General features: G+C 65.5%; 16 protein-coding genes. 4 read left to right on the top strand and 12 right to left on the bottom strand.

Annotation, left to right across the window (positions count from 1 at the left end):
• Positions 1–1287: 1287 nt before the first annotated feature.
• The gene (locus QA634_RS35500; protein ID WP_168169204.1) at positions 1288–1458 is read right to left on the bottom strand and encodes a hypothetical protein; all 171 of its coding nucleotides are present in this window, start codon (positions 1456–1458) and stop codon (positions 1288–1290) included.
• A gap of 286 nt (positions 1459–1744) precedes the next feature.
• On the bottom strand, positions 1745–2284 hold the full coding sequence (locus tag QA634_RS35495; protein ID WP_012290033.1) for a hypothetical protein: 540 nt from the start codon (positions 2282–2284) through the stop codon (positions 1745–1747).
• 425 nt (positions 2285–2709) lie between these two features.
• On the opposite strand from QA634_RS35495, the gene QA634_RS35490 reads away from it, so the two are divergent.
• A complete protein-coding gene (locus QA634_RS35490) occupies positions 2710–3300 on the top strand; it encodes a hypothetical protein (protein WP_012290032.1) in 591 nt (196 codons plus the stop codon).
• A gap of 325 nt (positions 3301–3625) precedes the next feature.
• Here the strand turns inward: QA634_RS35490 and QA634_RS35485 are convergent, their stop codons facing one another.
• A complete protein-coding gene (locus QA634_RS35485) occupies positions 3626–3832 on the bottom strand; it encodes a CsbD family protein (protein ID WP_012290030.1) in 207 nt (68 codons plus the stop codon).
• A gap of 291 nt (positions 3833–4123) precedes the next feature.
• Between QA634_RS35485 and QA634_RS35480 the strand changes: the two genes are divergently transcribed.
• On the top strand, positions 4124–4432 hold the full coding sequence (locus QA634_RS35480; RefSeq protein WP_012290029.1) for an HU family DNA-binding protein: 309 nt from the start codon (positions 4124–4126) through the stop codon (positions 4430–4432).
• 295 nt (positions 4433–4727) lie between these two features.
• Here the strand turns inward: QA634_RS35480 and QA634_RS35475 are convergent, their stop codons facing one another.
• Positions 4728–4928 carry a hypothetical protein gene (locus tag QA634_RS35475; RefSeq protein WP_012290028.1) on the bottom strand — a complete coding sequence of 67 codons (201 nt, stop codon included), beginning with the start codon at positions 4926–4928 and terminating at the stop codon, positions 4728–4730.
• Positions 4929–5637: 709 nt separating this feature from the next.
• On the opposite strand from QA634_RS35475, the gene QA634_RS35470 reads away from it, so the two are divergent.
• Both QA634_RS35470 and QA634_RS35465 read left to right on the top strand, forming a co-directional pair.
• Positions 5638–5898, top strand: coding sequence for a hypothetical protein (locus tag QA634_RS35470; RefSeq protein WP_012290026.1), 261 nt, complete (start codon positions 5638–5640; stop codon positions 5896–5898).
• Positions 5899–6133: 235 nt separating this feature from the next.
• A complete protein-coding gene (locus tag QA634_RS35465; protein WP_012290025.1) occupies positions 6134–7252 on the top strand; it encodes an AraC family transcriptional regulator in 1119 nt (372 codons plus the stop codon).
• Positions 7253–7343: 91 nt separating this feature from the next.
• Here QA634_RS35465 and QA634_RS35460 read toward each other — a convergent pair whose 3' ends face one another.
• The 8 genes from QA634_RS35460 to QA634_RS35425 all read right to left on the bottom strand — a co-directional run bounded on the left by QA634_RS35460 (position 7344) and on the right by QA634_RS35425 (position 13066).
• Positions 7344–7571, bottom strand: a complete 228-nt coding sequence (locus QA634_RS35460; protein ID WP_043703218.1) for a hypothetical protein — start codon at positions 7569–7571, stop codon at positions 7344–7346.
• Between the two features lie 145 nt (positions 7572–7716).
• Positions 7717–8412, bottom strand: a complete 696-nt coding sequence (locus QA634_RS35455; protein ID WP_012290023.1) for a hypothetical protein — start codon at positions 8410–8412, stop codon at positions 7717–7719.
• Between the two features lie 8 nt (positions 8413–8420).
• On the bottom strand, positions 8421–8765 hold the full coding sequence (locus QA634_RS35450) for a hypothetical protein (protein ID WP_012290022.1): 345 nt from the start codon (positions 8763–8765) through the stop codon (positions 8421–8423).
• A gap of 32 nt (positions 8766–8797) precedes the next feature.
• Positions 8798–10198 (bottom strand): hypothetical protein, encoded by a 1401-nt coding sequence (locus QA634_RS35445; protein ID WP_012290021.1) that lies wholly within the window; start codon positions 10196–10198, stop codon positions 8798–8800.
• A complete protein-coding gene (locus tag QA634_RS35440; RefSeq protein ID WP_012290020.1) occupies positions 10195–10587 on the bottom strand; it encodes a hypothetical protein in 393 nt (130 codons plus the stop codon). The genes QA634_RS35445 and QA634_RS35440 overlap by 4 nt, the downstream gene beginning before the upstream one ends.
• Before the next feature lie 381 nt (positions 10588–10968).
• Positions 10969–11196, bottom strand: coding sequence for a hypothetical protein (locus QA634_RS35435; protein WP_012290019.1), 228 nt, complete (start codon positions 11194–11196; stop codon positions 10969–10971).
• A 213-nt stretch (positions 11197–11409) separates the two neighbouring features.
• Entirely contained in the window at positions 11410–11925 is a 516-nt protein-coding gene (locus tag QA634_RS35430) for a hypothetical protein (RefSeq protein ID WP_012290018.1), read from the bottom strand.
• A gap of 466 nt (positions 11926–12391) precedes the next feature.
• Complete coding sequence (locus tag QA634_RS35425) at positions 12392–13066, bottom strand: recombinase family protein (protein WP_012290079.1); 675 nt, start codon at positions 13064–13066, stop codon at positions 12392–12394.
• Positions 13067–13778: the final 712 nt, after the last annotated feature.

The following is a 13778-nucleotide window of genomic DNA, read 5'->3' as shown; positions in this document are numbered from 1 at the left end:
GGGCGGCCTGTTCGAATCATCCGCCTAGGAGCGTACCACGCACACACCACTACGGCTATGCCCGTATTTTATCATACGTGCATACACGTCTGCGCGTTGCAGTGCTACCTCTCCCGCCCGAAGTCACGGCTCGGCTTGCCCTTCATAAACAGGTGAGCGTTCTTGAACTCCCGAACGGCTGCGCCCTTGCCAGTGGCACTGACCGCGCGGGCGAAGTTGCCGTGCAGTTGCGCCCGTTCGGCCCTGGCCTCACGCTCCTGCCACAGAGGACGCGGCGGCTTGGTGTAATCGAGCGGGGCGTGTCGCAAAGATTTTTGGCGGAGAAAATTATGCTCCCCGCGTAGGCGCACACCGGTCCGTCAGGCCGATACCGGGCTCGTCAAACTGCTTCGCCAGCCTCGTCGGAGGGGGTCAGCAGGCGGTGAGCAGGCCTCGTCACGCCCTGTTCGGAGACGATTTTTTCGGGCGTTGAACGTTTGCGACACGCCCTCCAGGCTCTGATCCGGCCCTGTGCAGGCCAGTCGGGCTTCGGCTTTCTCCTAGCCATCAAGATCTCCTTCGCCGTCCATGTTCCACGTCTCCGGCCAGGACCGCATTGCGTTTCCGAGCCCGCGCACGGACGTAAGGGTGCGACGACAGGGATTGACCGTCAATGCCGGCGCCGCGCGGCTCGGACACTATTTGTTCTGGTGCGACAATTGCGACATCCCGTCAGGGGCGGGCTCGATTACTCAAGCCCGCCTCGTAGTTGCGCGGGAGCGATTTGGGTTGTGACGCGTCAATCCGGCTTGAGTTTCGCGGTACCGCGAGGCTTCAGCCCGCTGGTCCCCACCACCAGCGCCGCGCTGGCCCTGCCGAGCCGACGCGGCCTGTCCATCATGTGAGTCCAGAAGCCCAGCGCGCTTGGACTCAAGCAGTGTGTAGTGACTGGCCCCACTCGCCTACGCTATGCCGCAAGTTCAAGGCCAATCTTGGCAGTTCAGGGTGGGGGGCTGATGAAGGCTTACGTCGTTGCGCTCCGCGCCTCAGTGCTCCTGGCGAGCTTGCCCGGCGCGGTATTCGCACACGCCGCCTTGCTTGCTCCTGACCAACCAGCCCCGGAGGTCAGCGAAGACGCCGCCACCCCGGATCGCATGACTGATGTGGATCCCGCCCTACTGGCGCGATGTGACGCTGAAGCTGTGAGGAAGCGGCTGCGGGGCGAGGTGCGCCGGGTGTTCGTCGAGTCCTGTGTCGAGCCCGAGGGCGACGATTAAACGTCGCTTGCGGAGGACCGACAGGTCCCTGCTACCCGCGGGGGATGCTCGCCCGGAGCGGTTCGACCAGGCCCCATGCGTCGAGCGTGCCGAGCAGGGTGATGCTCGCGCCGGCCACCAGAAGCGGAACGCTGACGCCGATCATGGCGAGCGTCTGGACGGGGCTGAAGCCGCGCTCCCGCAGCCGGCGGTAGATCTGCATTCGCCGCTCGGGGCCGGTCTGGAGAACGAGGCGGCCGGGCCGATAAGTCTGGCCAGGCCCGGCCGCCTCGTTGGCAAGCAAGGGGGCGCTTGCCTGTCGGGGAGCTTGGGGCCGTGGGGTTAAGGTGGGGTGTAAGCCGGCGGGCAGCGATGGGAGGAGCCGCGCCCGAGGCGATCACCTGTCCGACGCCCGGCCGACACCCACACACCGTGGAAGCCGTACGCCCGTTCACGAGGCTGTGCTCGGCCCACGTGGGTTCGCGCGTACGACGGGTGTCGAACGGGCGTCAGCCGGCCAGACGCCGCCACCATGGGCGCTTCAGACGGTCAACGACGCCGCGCAGCTCGGACAGTTCGCGTTCGATCGTGGCGCGGCTCGCGCGCTCGTCGTTCTGGAGCTGCGTGATGCGGTCAACCAGCTCGTTGGCTCGGGCACGTTCGGCATCCGCGCGAGCCCTTTCGGCGTCGGCCCGTACACCCTCCTGGTCCGCACGCTGGCGCTCACGTTCCGCGATCTCTTCCGCCTTTGCAGCCATAGCCTTGAGCGTGGCTATGTGCTCCTCCAGGGCTGCGAAGGTGCGGGCGTCCGACGGGGGTTCGACGGGCAGTGCTTCGGGTGTCGGACAGGCGTCGGACGGCTCCTCTTCCCGCGGCTTCCGGGGAATGGTCGAGGCGATCACCTCTTCGATGTCGACTCGGACCTGCGCCTTCCCATCATTGCCTGCCCGGCGAGGCCAGTGGTTGCGGATCGCCTTCTGTCTCGCTGCTTCAGGTGAGATGCCAAGGCGTTCGCCTAACGCACTGTATGTAAACCATTCCTCTGCCATCTAGACACCCGCCGTACACCCGATGGACGGGCGTCCGACGCTGGCACGTGATGGTTAACGAAGGATTGCGAATTGGTGTCGAACGGGTGGCGGCCAGGTGTTCGTGCGTCGGTTTGACGAACGGCGCCGCTTGGGGCCTGATGCCACGTCGTGCGGCCCGCATTCCGCCGAGTCGACACGCAGGAGATCCACCGCCGCCGCAGTGAACCCCTAAAAAGCCAACGGCCCCCCGGGTGGCACCGGGAGGCCGCTGAACCGCCGAAGCGGCGATGTCCGAAAGTTCGCACTCCGGATATCGCCAGAGCCTCCCTCGGGAGTCAAGCCGGAACGTGGCAGTTCCGGCACGGCGAGGCTTTGTCTGGAGACGGACCGCCCTGACCGGCGCGCCCGATCGATCTGCCGCGGCCCTATGAGGGCCGGGACTGATGAATCACGACCAAGAGCTACGGGACCTCGCCCGCGCCTACGCGGACGGGCGGATCACCGAGGCCGAGTATGAGAAAGCCGACGCCGCGATCAGGGCCAGGATGCCCGCCAGACGCGCGCCAGCGACCGTCGTGCCGCTCGGTCGACTGCGGACCCTCTTCCCCCCGAAACGCCGCTGTAGGAGCCCTGACCGCCTCAAGACCCTGGAGAGGCGTCGCACGATCGCCTTCTCCGGGCCGCTGCCGCCCGCCACGGCTGCGCGCTTCACGACGGGCCAGCTCGCGGTCCTGGGCATCGTCGGCGACGAGATCGCGGCGAACGGCGACTGCACCCTGACGGTCGGCGAGATCGCGGCCCGGGCCGGCGTCTCGCACCGGCTCGCCCAGGACGCGATCCGGCTCGCCGAGCTGGACGGCTTGGTGCGGATCGAAGAGCGCCGCCGACGCGGTGACCGTAACCTGCCGAACCGGGTGACCGTGCTCTCGCGGGAATGGTCGGCTTGGCTAAAGCGCCGCCGCCCCCTGGATGCAGAAATGCGCGCCCTTCAGATAGTCAGAGACCTACTAGGAAGCCGGAACGCCCCGTGGTGACCGTCCTCAAGCTGCCGGGACGGCGGTCGGCGGCACCGTCTGCGGCTTCTCCGGCGCCGTCGCGCCCTGCACCGGGCTTGGACGCGGCTCTCGAACAGCTTCGGCGGGGCGTGGAGCGGGACGCGTAGCAGGGGGCAGGGCAGGTCGACCGAGACGACGCGGCCCGTCAGCGGGTCGAGGACGCGAACCTGCGCCATGCTGTGCCCCCGATGGGAGGAGTAGACAGCTTGGCTGGCGTGGGTCGGCGCGTATTGGGGTCCGGCCGTTTGTACAGGAACGGGATTGGTTCAACGAGAAAGGGAGCCCGCGGGCTCCCTCGTTGTGGTTACGTGGGCTTTTTGTCCTTGTCGGACGAGAACGTGTCGCGAATCGCGTCTTTGGCTCCTCCGACCGCGTTCTGGATCTTGCCGGAGACCTTGTCCATCGTCCCTTCGCTTTTCAATTTCTGGTCACCGGTCAAGTCGCCGGCGGTCTGTTTGAGCGAGCCCTTCATCTGATCGGCGGACCCTTCGATGCGGTCTTTGTCGGCCATGGCGATCTCCTCCTATGAGACCGTTAAACGGCTCGCGGCCGAGGCCCGTTCCGTGACGGCATCGGTGGTGGCTGGGGTGTCTACTGTTCCCAGACAGGCGAGCCGGTCCGGGTGAACGGACGTCCGCAGACCGGACTGCCGCTTGAGACCGCCACCGACCTTGGAACGCGCCCAAGCTTCAGGTTGGTACTGCTGGAATGTAGGTTGTGCTCGGCCTCGCGCGCGAAGGGCCGTGCAGGATCCAACCATCGACAGGGTTGCCCTCGTCGAGCCGCGCTCCACCATGGCTATATGCTTAGATCGCAGTTCACCCGACGCATCGCGGAACTGAACCCGCATCTCCGCTCTGGCCAGGCTAACGCGGTCGTACGCGCGGTCTTGGACAGGATCGCAGAGGGCTTGGCCGATGGTAGCAGGGTTGAGCTGCGCGGCTTCGGGGCGTTCAAAACGGTAACGAGAGATGCCCGGCCAAGCCGCAACCCTCGCACGGGAGAACTGGTCACGGTTCCGGCCAAGCGCGACGTGAAATTCAAAGCCTCGGTTGAGGTGACGAAGCGTCTGAATCCCACCGACAACCGGCTGTTGCGTGTAGCGGAATGAGGGTTGTGCTCGCCCTCACGCGCGTGACGGCGGCCCATTCGCATAAGTGGCAGTATGGTGCGCGTTATGGGCCCTCAGGACAGCATTCCGAAGGTCTCGCGCGGGCCTCGGGCCGGGCGCCAGTCGAGGGCCAGTTGATCGGCCTCCGGCGGGGCGTCGCGGGCGGGCGGCTAAACTGTGCTAGTCTGTGCGCGCCTGCTCCTAGGTCCCAACTCCCGGACGGGCCGCGGGTCGGGCTCCCTGGGTCCTCAAGGACCCGGCCCGCACAAAGGAACGCCGGCTCGGGAGGGGACCCTTAGGCCGCCCGCTTCGTCACCTTATACCGCTCGCGGCCCTCCAGGCCGTTCAGCGCTTCGCAGCAGGCGTGAGCCTGGATCTCGACGACGAACGACGCCGTCGGGGCCCAGCTGTCGTCCCGGTCGCATACGTCGAAGATCTGGCCGGCCTCGCGGAGGAGCGCCTCAAGCGCGTCCCGGATGTTGAAGTCGTCGGCCATGCGCTGCCTCCTGCCACGAGCGGCTTAGCCGTAGAGCGTGACGCCTTGCAGAAGGAAGCCCGCCTCGACGGGGGCGCCGGGCGGGCCAGTTCGAGGGTTCGCATGAGGTTGCTACCCGACCACGCCCGCCGGGGCGGCGCATTCACCTGAGCTAGCCCATCGCGGTCTGGACGTTCCGCAGGCTGAGTGCGGCGTCCGAGAAGCCGGCCGTTCGCATGGGTGCCCGTTTGGACGACAAGAGCCCGCCCGCCCTGGCAGGATCGGCTGGTGTCAGCGGAGTCCCACTGGGTCAAGTGGCGCATACCGCAGCATGGCATCGTACAGAGACAAGGATAGTGCTGAGGATACCGCCCGTGATCAAAGCAGCTCTTCTCGCCGCGTCGTTGGCCCTACTGCCCGCAGCGGTCCTCGCGCAGGGTGGCTCGCCTTACAACAAGGCGGGGTCGCAAGCCGGAGGTCCCGTGGGCGGCGCGGAGCGCGCAGCCGGCGCCCCGGGCGGCACCCCCGACACTTTCCCCGGGCAGGCCAAGCCCCCGGGCCAGGCGACACGCGCCGCGGCGCCCCACCGCGCCGCCGGCCATAAGGCGGTGAACGAGCGCCGTCGCAGAAACGCGCGAGACTGATAGGGGGACGTCCAGATCACCACCGAAGGCGTGATCGAGACCCGCATCGGCCAGTCCGCATCCCGATGCGGTCCGGGAGTTCAAGCGTGGCTGATACCCTGACAATCGGCGACCTCTACAAGCTCAAGCTCGTCACCGACGAGCAACTCGACGCAGCCGTAATGGACTTCCTGAGCGATCCGAAGCCCGGCCCTCGCCCGCTCGCGGAGGACATCGCGATCGATGTTTGCGCGATTATGGCGGCCAGCTCTCACGCTCGTGAGGTCTTGGCAGCGAGGGGCTCGTCCGAGGCCGAGATGCGGATGGCAGTCAGGACGGCGATCCTGCTGGCGCGGCCCGCGCGGTGAAGAAGCAGAGCTTCCTGAGGCCCACACCGCTGTGGCGCGGGTCGAGGCTACGATGAGAAGGTCTCAAACGCCCTCAGCGCAAATCGATTGTTCGCAATTCAATGCCAATGATATGCTTTGGGTCAAGCCCGTAGCTGTTACAGCTACGGGTTTGACCCCTTGCTTCTCTATTGCGAAGACGATGAGATCGTGATCTACGTGAGTTAGCTGACCCAGAAACACTGGAGACGCAGCCATGGACTCTGATGCGTCGTCTGGCGACGGTCAAGGCTATGACTTAGGATTAAATATAGGTTTGTCTAAATGCAAGGGGCAAATCACCCCTTTGCGGGTCATTCCTTCAGGACATGTTCCTATTGATTTCGTTCACGTTCATGCGGTACAGGCGATCTGCGACATTCTGGTTGAGCTGAAAATCGAGCCCGAGAAGATCCTCAAGCTGGCCGGCATTGACACGCAGATCTTTGGTACCATCGAAGCAATCTCGTTCGCGTCGTTGGGCCGCTTGACGGCGCTGGCCGCCGACCAGACGCAGTGCGCCCACTTCGGCCTCCTCATTGGTCAGCGCGTCACTCTCGCCTCGCTTGGTCTGCTCGGGACGCGGATGCGTCACTCAGAGACGGTCGGCGACGCCTTGCAGGCCGTGCGGACGCACCACGATCTCCTGAACCGCGGTGCCGTGATTGAGCTGTCGATCGACGGCCCGGTCGCGATCGTGAGCTATGCGCCGTATGAGCCTGACATCGAGGGGGTGGCGCTCCACTGCGAGAGAGCCATTGCGGCGCTGACCAGCGTGTTGCGGTCGCTGTGCAGCCCTCACTGGAGCCCGGAGGAGGTGCTGCTACCGCGTCTGGAACCAGAGGATACCACACCCTACACGCGCTTCTTCCGAGCCCCGGTCCGGTTCTCGCAGGAGATCGCGGCGCTGGTGTTCCCAGCCCGGGTTCTGAGGCGACCGGTCGAGGGCGCCAACCCGCTCATTCGAGCGGCCGTAGAGCGGCGCATCCAGCAGCTTGAGGCCGTCATCCCGTCCGGCCTGACCGACGAGGTCCGGCGGCGCGTGCGCTCGACGGTGAGCGAGAAGCGGATCGAGAGGCTTCACGTCGCGCAGTCGCTGGCGATCCATCAGCGCACACTGGCCCGCCGCCTGAAGGCCGAGGGAACGACGTTTCGGTCCGTCGCGAATCAGACGCGACTCGCAATGGCCAAGCAGTTGCTGGCCAACACCAACCTGAGCTTAGCGAGGATCTCGGCCGCCCTGGAGTTCTCGGAGCCGCCCGCGTTCACGCGTGCCTTCCACCGCTGGACTGGCATGGCGCCGAGCGCATGGCGGAAGGATCACCGCGGCAGTTGATAGCCACAGACGATCTAATGTCGACGACGCGGGCCCCGGTGGGCATTGCCATTCTTGCTCGGCGAGGATCCGGCGGATCGGCCGATCCCGCTCACGGACGCGCCGCCTTCAGCATGGCGACCGCGTCGATCAGGCGGCGGCGCCACTCGACATTGTTGGGGTCTCGCATGTGCGCTCTGAGCAAAGTAGCATCGTAGTAGCCGAGAGCGCGGGCAACGCAGTCGCTGAATACCATGCCGCGACCGGGCACGTAGCCGCCCAATTTCGTCGCGACCTCACGGAATAAAGCGCCCATGTTGGCGCGATCGGTGTCGGTCATGGATGGTTTTTCCCGTTCCGGCGAAGGGGAGCCGCCGGAAAAACTCAGGGTCGGCCCGGCCGCTCGACGCCGCGTGGCTGACGGCGGAGCGGCCAGGGCCTCCATCGCGCCGCCACCCACCACGGGACGGCGCGATCTCTGACGCTTAGCTTGCGTCGTATTCCTTGTTGAAATCCGCGATCAGCTTGTCAGTCTCCCGGTTTTCGCCGAGCGTATCACGGACTGAGTTGTGGCAGAACGCCATGATGTTCTCAGCGTATTGGATGACTTCCTTCAGCCCATCCAGTTCGGCAAGCACGTCGCCATGCTCGGCCTTGACGACTTCATCGTGGATACGCTGGTAGTTCGCCGCATCCATGCCGGACAGCATCGGGCTGGCCTCCACGACGGCGCGGGCGATCTCGGGATCCTGCATCGCTGCGCCGATCCGCTTGCCTGGATCGGGCAGACTGCGAAGGAAAGCGCGGACCTCCTGGCGTCTCATCTCCTCGACGGGGTCGGTGCCGCGCCGGACGACGCACGCGGCACGCTTCGCGGCGACCTGCGCCTTCACCTCGGCCACCTCGCGCTGCGTCCGCCTCAGCGGACCGAGCGTGTCGCGGGTCGCCACGGTCGTGATCTTGTCCCGCTTGCCAGCCTCGGTGAGATGGGGATCGCGGCGGGTGCGCTCGCCGATCCGACCGAAGGCCGCGGAGATCTCCGCCGCGCGCGACGTGGCAGAGCGGAGCGCGGCCACGACCGGGCTGCCCGTCTGGGAATCGGACCGCAGCGCTGGACACTGATCGAGCTGCTGCCGGACGGCCTGCTGCCAGAATTCGGCGATGTTGCCTTTGTTGGACATCGTGTATCTCAGCTCAGGTTCGAGAAGTAAATGTCGAGACGAGCACGTGACTCGGCGGCCCAATTCGGATTGCCCGGGATGTTCGGGATGTAGACCGGGTGCCGGAGCATCAGCGGCAGGCGCCATTCGGCCTCGCCACCCGTGAAGGTGTTGACCGCCATGCCGTTGCCGCCAACATTCGTGTTGTTCGTGAGTACGTCCAGTGCTTGGAGGTCAACGAACGCCGCGTGTAGAGCGGTGACGGCATTTGCATAGCGAGTGCCGGCGGCAGCCCTTAGCGTCGTGATTGCCGTGGCGGCGCCGCTGACATTACCGGAGTCATCTAGCGGCAGGGTCTTGGTAGGATAAGCCATTGGGTCGTCGGATCCTTAGTTCTGTTTGGATGTCAAAACGGGAAGGGCAACACCTGGAAGGTGTTCTGGGGGCGAGCGAGTCCGACCAGGACACCCGCGACGGCGTTCGCCAGGTCGTCGTGTCCGCCGCGCGGGTGATCGATGGAGTCGCGCCCGCCGCGGGCGGTCCGGCGTTCGAGCGCAACGAGCTGCTGAACGAGGCGCGGGTGGTCGAGGAGCGAGACCTTCGCCGAGTTCAGCAACGGCAGGAGGTCGCGGTAGAGGTCGGACTTCGACTTCTCCGAGACCTTGTAGTTGATGCCGTGTACTCGGAACCGCTCCCGCGGCCACTCGCCCGCGTACCTGTCGCCCGTGACCTCACGGATTCCATAGGACTTCATGAGGCCGGCGAATTCCTCGACGACCTGCTCGGGCGAGAACGGCGGGCGTATCTCACGGACGGCGTCCAGCACGGCCTTGCCCGCCTGGTGGTGCGCGATGGCCAGCGTCATGCTGTCGGCCGAGCCGCCCGAGGGATCCACGAACGCGACGTGCCGGCCCGCGTGGCGCAGACGTTCCATGACCCCGGAGTCGATGCACGCCTTGACGACGTCGAGACTAACGAAGGACTCGATGTCGCTGCGGAACTCGGCCCCGTACTCGGCCGCGGCGGCTGCGGGGTCGCGCTGGTACGCCTCGTCGATGGTCCGCTCCGGCACCGTGGGGTTCATCACCCGGGTAGCGGCTCGCCACACGAGCACGTCCGAGTTGTCCTGCCCGAAGTGCCGCGAGAAGGCGTCCCAGAGCGCGCCTTTGCGGGCGTAGGGAGACGAGGCGCAGAGCAGCACCGAGCCCGGGATCGTCGCCATACCGGGGCGCAGCGCGTTCAGGATCTCGTAGTCCGGCGACGCGCTGTCCTCACTGGTCTCCCAGAACGCGATCTCGTCGCACAGCACCGCCGCTAGACTGTAGCCGCGCGTCGTCTTCACCGAGGCGGTGCCGATCTCGATCGTGACGCCGTTCGCGAGGTCCAGCGCCTCGGCCGTCTCGCGTTCGATCAGGTTGGCGAGGAGCGGTGAGCCGGCGAGCAGACCTTTGCAGTAGCGGAAGATGACACGCGCCTGCCGACGATCGGCGGCGAGGACCATCACGGTGGCGCGCTCGCCCGGGGCGAGGTAACCGCGGTACTCACGGAAGGCCGCGAGGTAGACCGCGATCAGGGCGAGGACGAACGACTTCCCGGCTCTCCGCCCGGTCGGCAGATGGGCCTCGGCCATCGGGGTGGTGGGCGGCACCTCGCGGCCGGTACAGGCCCGGAAGATCTCCAACTCGGCCTCGTTCATGGACAGGCCGAAGAACGCTTTCAGGAAGACCCGCCACGCCGTGAAGGTCGCCGGGTCGCGGATGGCCGAGCCGAACAGATGCGGGTCGGTGAGCGCGTCGATGATCGTCACGACAACACCCCCGCTTTCCGCGCCATGTACGCTTTGAGGTCGAGTTCGTTGGCGTCGCGCATTACCCGCTTGAGCCCGAGGGTCGAGGCGAGCCGGTTCATCTGGCCGGACAGGCGGCCGTAGAGATCCAGGTCGACTTGCCCGCCCTCCACGATCGCGGCCTCCTGGAGTTCCAGGGTCAGGGCGAGCGTGGCGAAGCGGCGGATCAGCTGCTGCTGGACAGCCGTCACCTCGTCTCGGCCGCCGAGATCGGAGGTGACGTCGCCGACGATATCTCGGAAGCGGCGGGCCGGAGCTGACCGGCGATCGACCTCATCGACCAGGAACAGGCTCGTGCCGTTGCTGACCGCGGACTTCGCCACGGCATTGGATGCGGGCTTGCGCGGCATAGCTTTAGGGGCTCCAGGATGGCCCAGGACGGCCGTTCGCGGTTTCGGAGTGGGTGCCGTAGCCAACGAGGCATCTTGGCCGCTGGCAGTGCCTCCAGGGTTCTCAGCTTGGCCATTGCGCGCTCAGCAAGGGTGCGGAGCCGGATGCGGGCGTGGATCTCCCGATGGCACGGTCCGCAGACCACGATCACAGCGAGCGGCGCGTCGTAATCTTCGTGATGAGCTTCGAGACGGTCGGTCTCGCCGCAGTGAGCGCACGATCCGAAGATGATCTTGCCGCGCTTGCGGGCGTACTGTGCCTTGCGCTGCGCCCTGATCTTCTCGGGCCATCGCTTGGCGTACCGGCGTTGGGCTTCGACGTGTCGGGCTCGCGCGGCTGCATTATGGCGCGACATCGGCGAGCTTGCCTTCTCGGGAAGCTTTCGCCTCCATCTTCATGGCCCAATCGCGCAAAGTTGAGCGACGGGCGCAGACATGTTGACCAACCTTGAAGGTCGGAAGATCGCCGATTGACGATCGATACTGTGTTTTACGATAAGACCAGCCGAGATAATCGCCGATGGTCTGGAAGCCGGTCAGCAGATCAAGGCGATCATCTTGGGGAGACATGTGGACTCCTCTCGATAAGAAAAAGGCCGCCCCGGAAGGGACGGCCGTGAGTTTGGCTAACACGCTCAAAGAACCCGCCGCAGGCGAACGCGTCACCGCCCGCACGAGTGCGGGGCAGGATTTGGACGCAGTTGCGGAAGGTACCCAAACCTAACCGACTGGCGTCCACCCTGTCAAGAAGAATACGTCAGGCTCAAAATATGACGAAATGTATCACGCGACGGACAGCGGGTGTTCACCGGGCGGGAGCAGACGCCAGGCCATGACCAGGGCTGCGAGGCCGTGCCGGAGGCGGTCGAGCGCAACGGCAGTTGCACCGGCCTTGTTGCCGTAGCCTGCGGACCGGCCCGCCTGCTCAAGGGTCGCCTCGTCGATCACAACGGCAATCACGATCTGCCATTCATGGGACTGCATCGATTGCTTCGCGAGCAAGAGCGTGTGGCGGTGGCGCTCGACGGTCTCCGTGATCGGGCAGCGGGATCCCGGGCCGCTGCCGGGCGTGCCGTCCAGGCGAGCGCGGGCGAGGCCGTCGAGGGCGGCGTGCTGCGCGTGCTCGCGCAGGCGACTGCCGGCGGCGTAGAGCGCGTTGTTGCGGACGCGGTCCATGTCAAGCTCGCCGCGGTTGCGTAGGCGGTCGAAGGGGCAGGGATTCACCCGGGGCGGGGCGATGTCGATGTCGAGATGAAAATCGTGCCGCGTCGAGGCGGTGGGTGAGGTCGGGGGAAGCAATGGGGCGCTCCACTGAGCGGCCTGAGGGTGCGGTCCATGTGGACCACGGCGTCATGCGCAGGCGTGCGCAACGTCCCGGTGCTGGATCTACCAGCGGACCGGTACCCCGCATCACGCGGGCACCGGCGCGGACCTTCGGGGCCCGGTATCTAGACTACAGCAAACCGAGCCGGTCTGGAACGTGCGCGTCGAAGCGGAGACGAGGTGTTGCAGACGGGCCTCAGCCGGGCCGCCACCCTCAGGCACACTTTAAGATCTTCGGCTCAGCTTGGCTGGCCGCATGCCGGCGCGCTACGTAGGTCCGACCATAAAGAGAGGGGATTCAATATGTCAGAGACAGAGAGACATGATCCGGAAGGAAAAGATTTTGCCATGCCACTCATGATTGGCGGATCTATATTATTCTTCTTTGTTTTGTTTATGCTTGTTACTTCATTTTCAAGATAGCAACAACGCTCGCCACCATTCAATTGGGGTTCGCATCGCGCTCTCGCACGTTGGCGACACCGACATGCGAGAGTTTCACGCCCCGGGTCGCCAGCCACGCGCTGATGCTGCGCAGGGATTCGCCGGCCTCGCGTCGCGCTACGATCTGCTGGACGTACTCGTGCTCGCTCTCACGGGGCCTCAGGACGGCGTCCTTGCCGGTGCCGACGACGTCGTACCCGAAGGGCCTCGACCCCCCGATGTAGCCGCCCCTGGCTGCCTTGGCCGCCTTGCCGTCCTGCGTGCGCTCCCGGATCCGCTCGCGCTCGAACTCGGCCATCAAAGCCAGCATGCCGAAGAACATGCGGCTCGTGCCGTTGTTCGTCACCGGCTCGGTGCCCATGTCGATGAGATAGAGGTTCACGCCCTTGGCCTTGAAGGCGTCCGCCTGCGTGAGTGCGTCGGTCGCGTTGCGGAAGATGCGGTCGAGCTTCAAGACGACGAGGTTGTCGCCCGGCTTCAGCGCGTGAAGGAGGCGGCAACCGCCTGGGCGGTCCCCGAGCGGGATCTTGCCCTGGCATACGTCCCGGAAGAACACCGGCTCGTCGAGGCCCTGCATCATGCACAGGCCGCGGATGCGCTTGCCCTGCTCGTCGAGCGACGTGCCGTCCTCCTGGCCCTCGCTCGACACCCGCTGATAGCCGTAGGTCGCCATGACTGTAAACCACTAAACTGCTGCATCAGGCTTACATTATTCCGACCCGTCTGTAAAGCCATCAAGAGAGGTTTACGGCTAGAACAGCTGACCTGCTAATCTATGACGCTGCGTCACGTTACGAGGGGCAGGTTACGGTCGCCGTCGAGGTTTGGCTGTGCGGCTGACCATTCCACCGTACTTCGATTCGCGTCATTCAGGCCAAGTCTTTGATCCATAAGGATCCGGCCTCTCATGTGCCGTCCCCGAGCCCCGCCAGAACTGCTCTCCTGACCCCTCGCCTTCACCGAACCGTTGCGCTGGCGACTGTCTGGCATCCTTTGAGCATCAGAGCGTCGGCACCGTCGTAGGGCTACCGGGAGACACAGCATCCCGCGATCCATCCTCAGAACGTCGTGTCGGTGGCCACGGGAAGCACTGATCCCCCGGCAGCCTGCGACGGTTCTCTCACGCGAAGCGGCTGGGAGGTTGGGACACTGGGACACCTGGGACACCAAAAGCGGCAAATCCCTGATCGTGCGCCTGTGTGTGCGCGGTATCTCTGAGATACCCGATTTCGGTGTCCCAAGCGTCCCAAATGCCCCAAGACGTGGCTTAAGCCCTTTCATGGCCTATCAATTTTAGGGCAGGAGGTTGGGACACCGGTCGGAGCAGGCGTCCCTGACGTGTCCCAAATCCAGGGCAGGTGTCCCAATCGATCGGCAGGCCGCCG

The organism is Methylobacterium sp. CB376 (assembly GCF_029714205.1).
In the GTDB taxonomy this organism is placed as follows: Bacteria; Pseudomonadota; Alphaproteobacteria; order Rhizobiales; family Beijerinckiaceae; genus Methylobacterium.
This window is presented reverse-complemented; position numbering and strand designations above follow the sequence as displayed.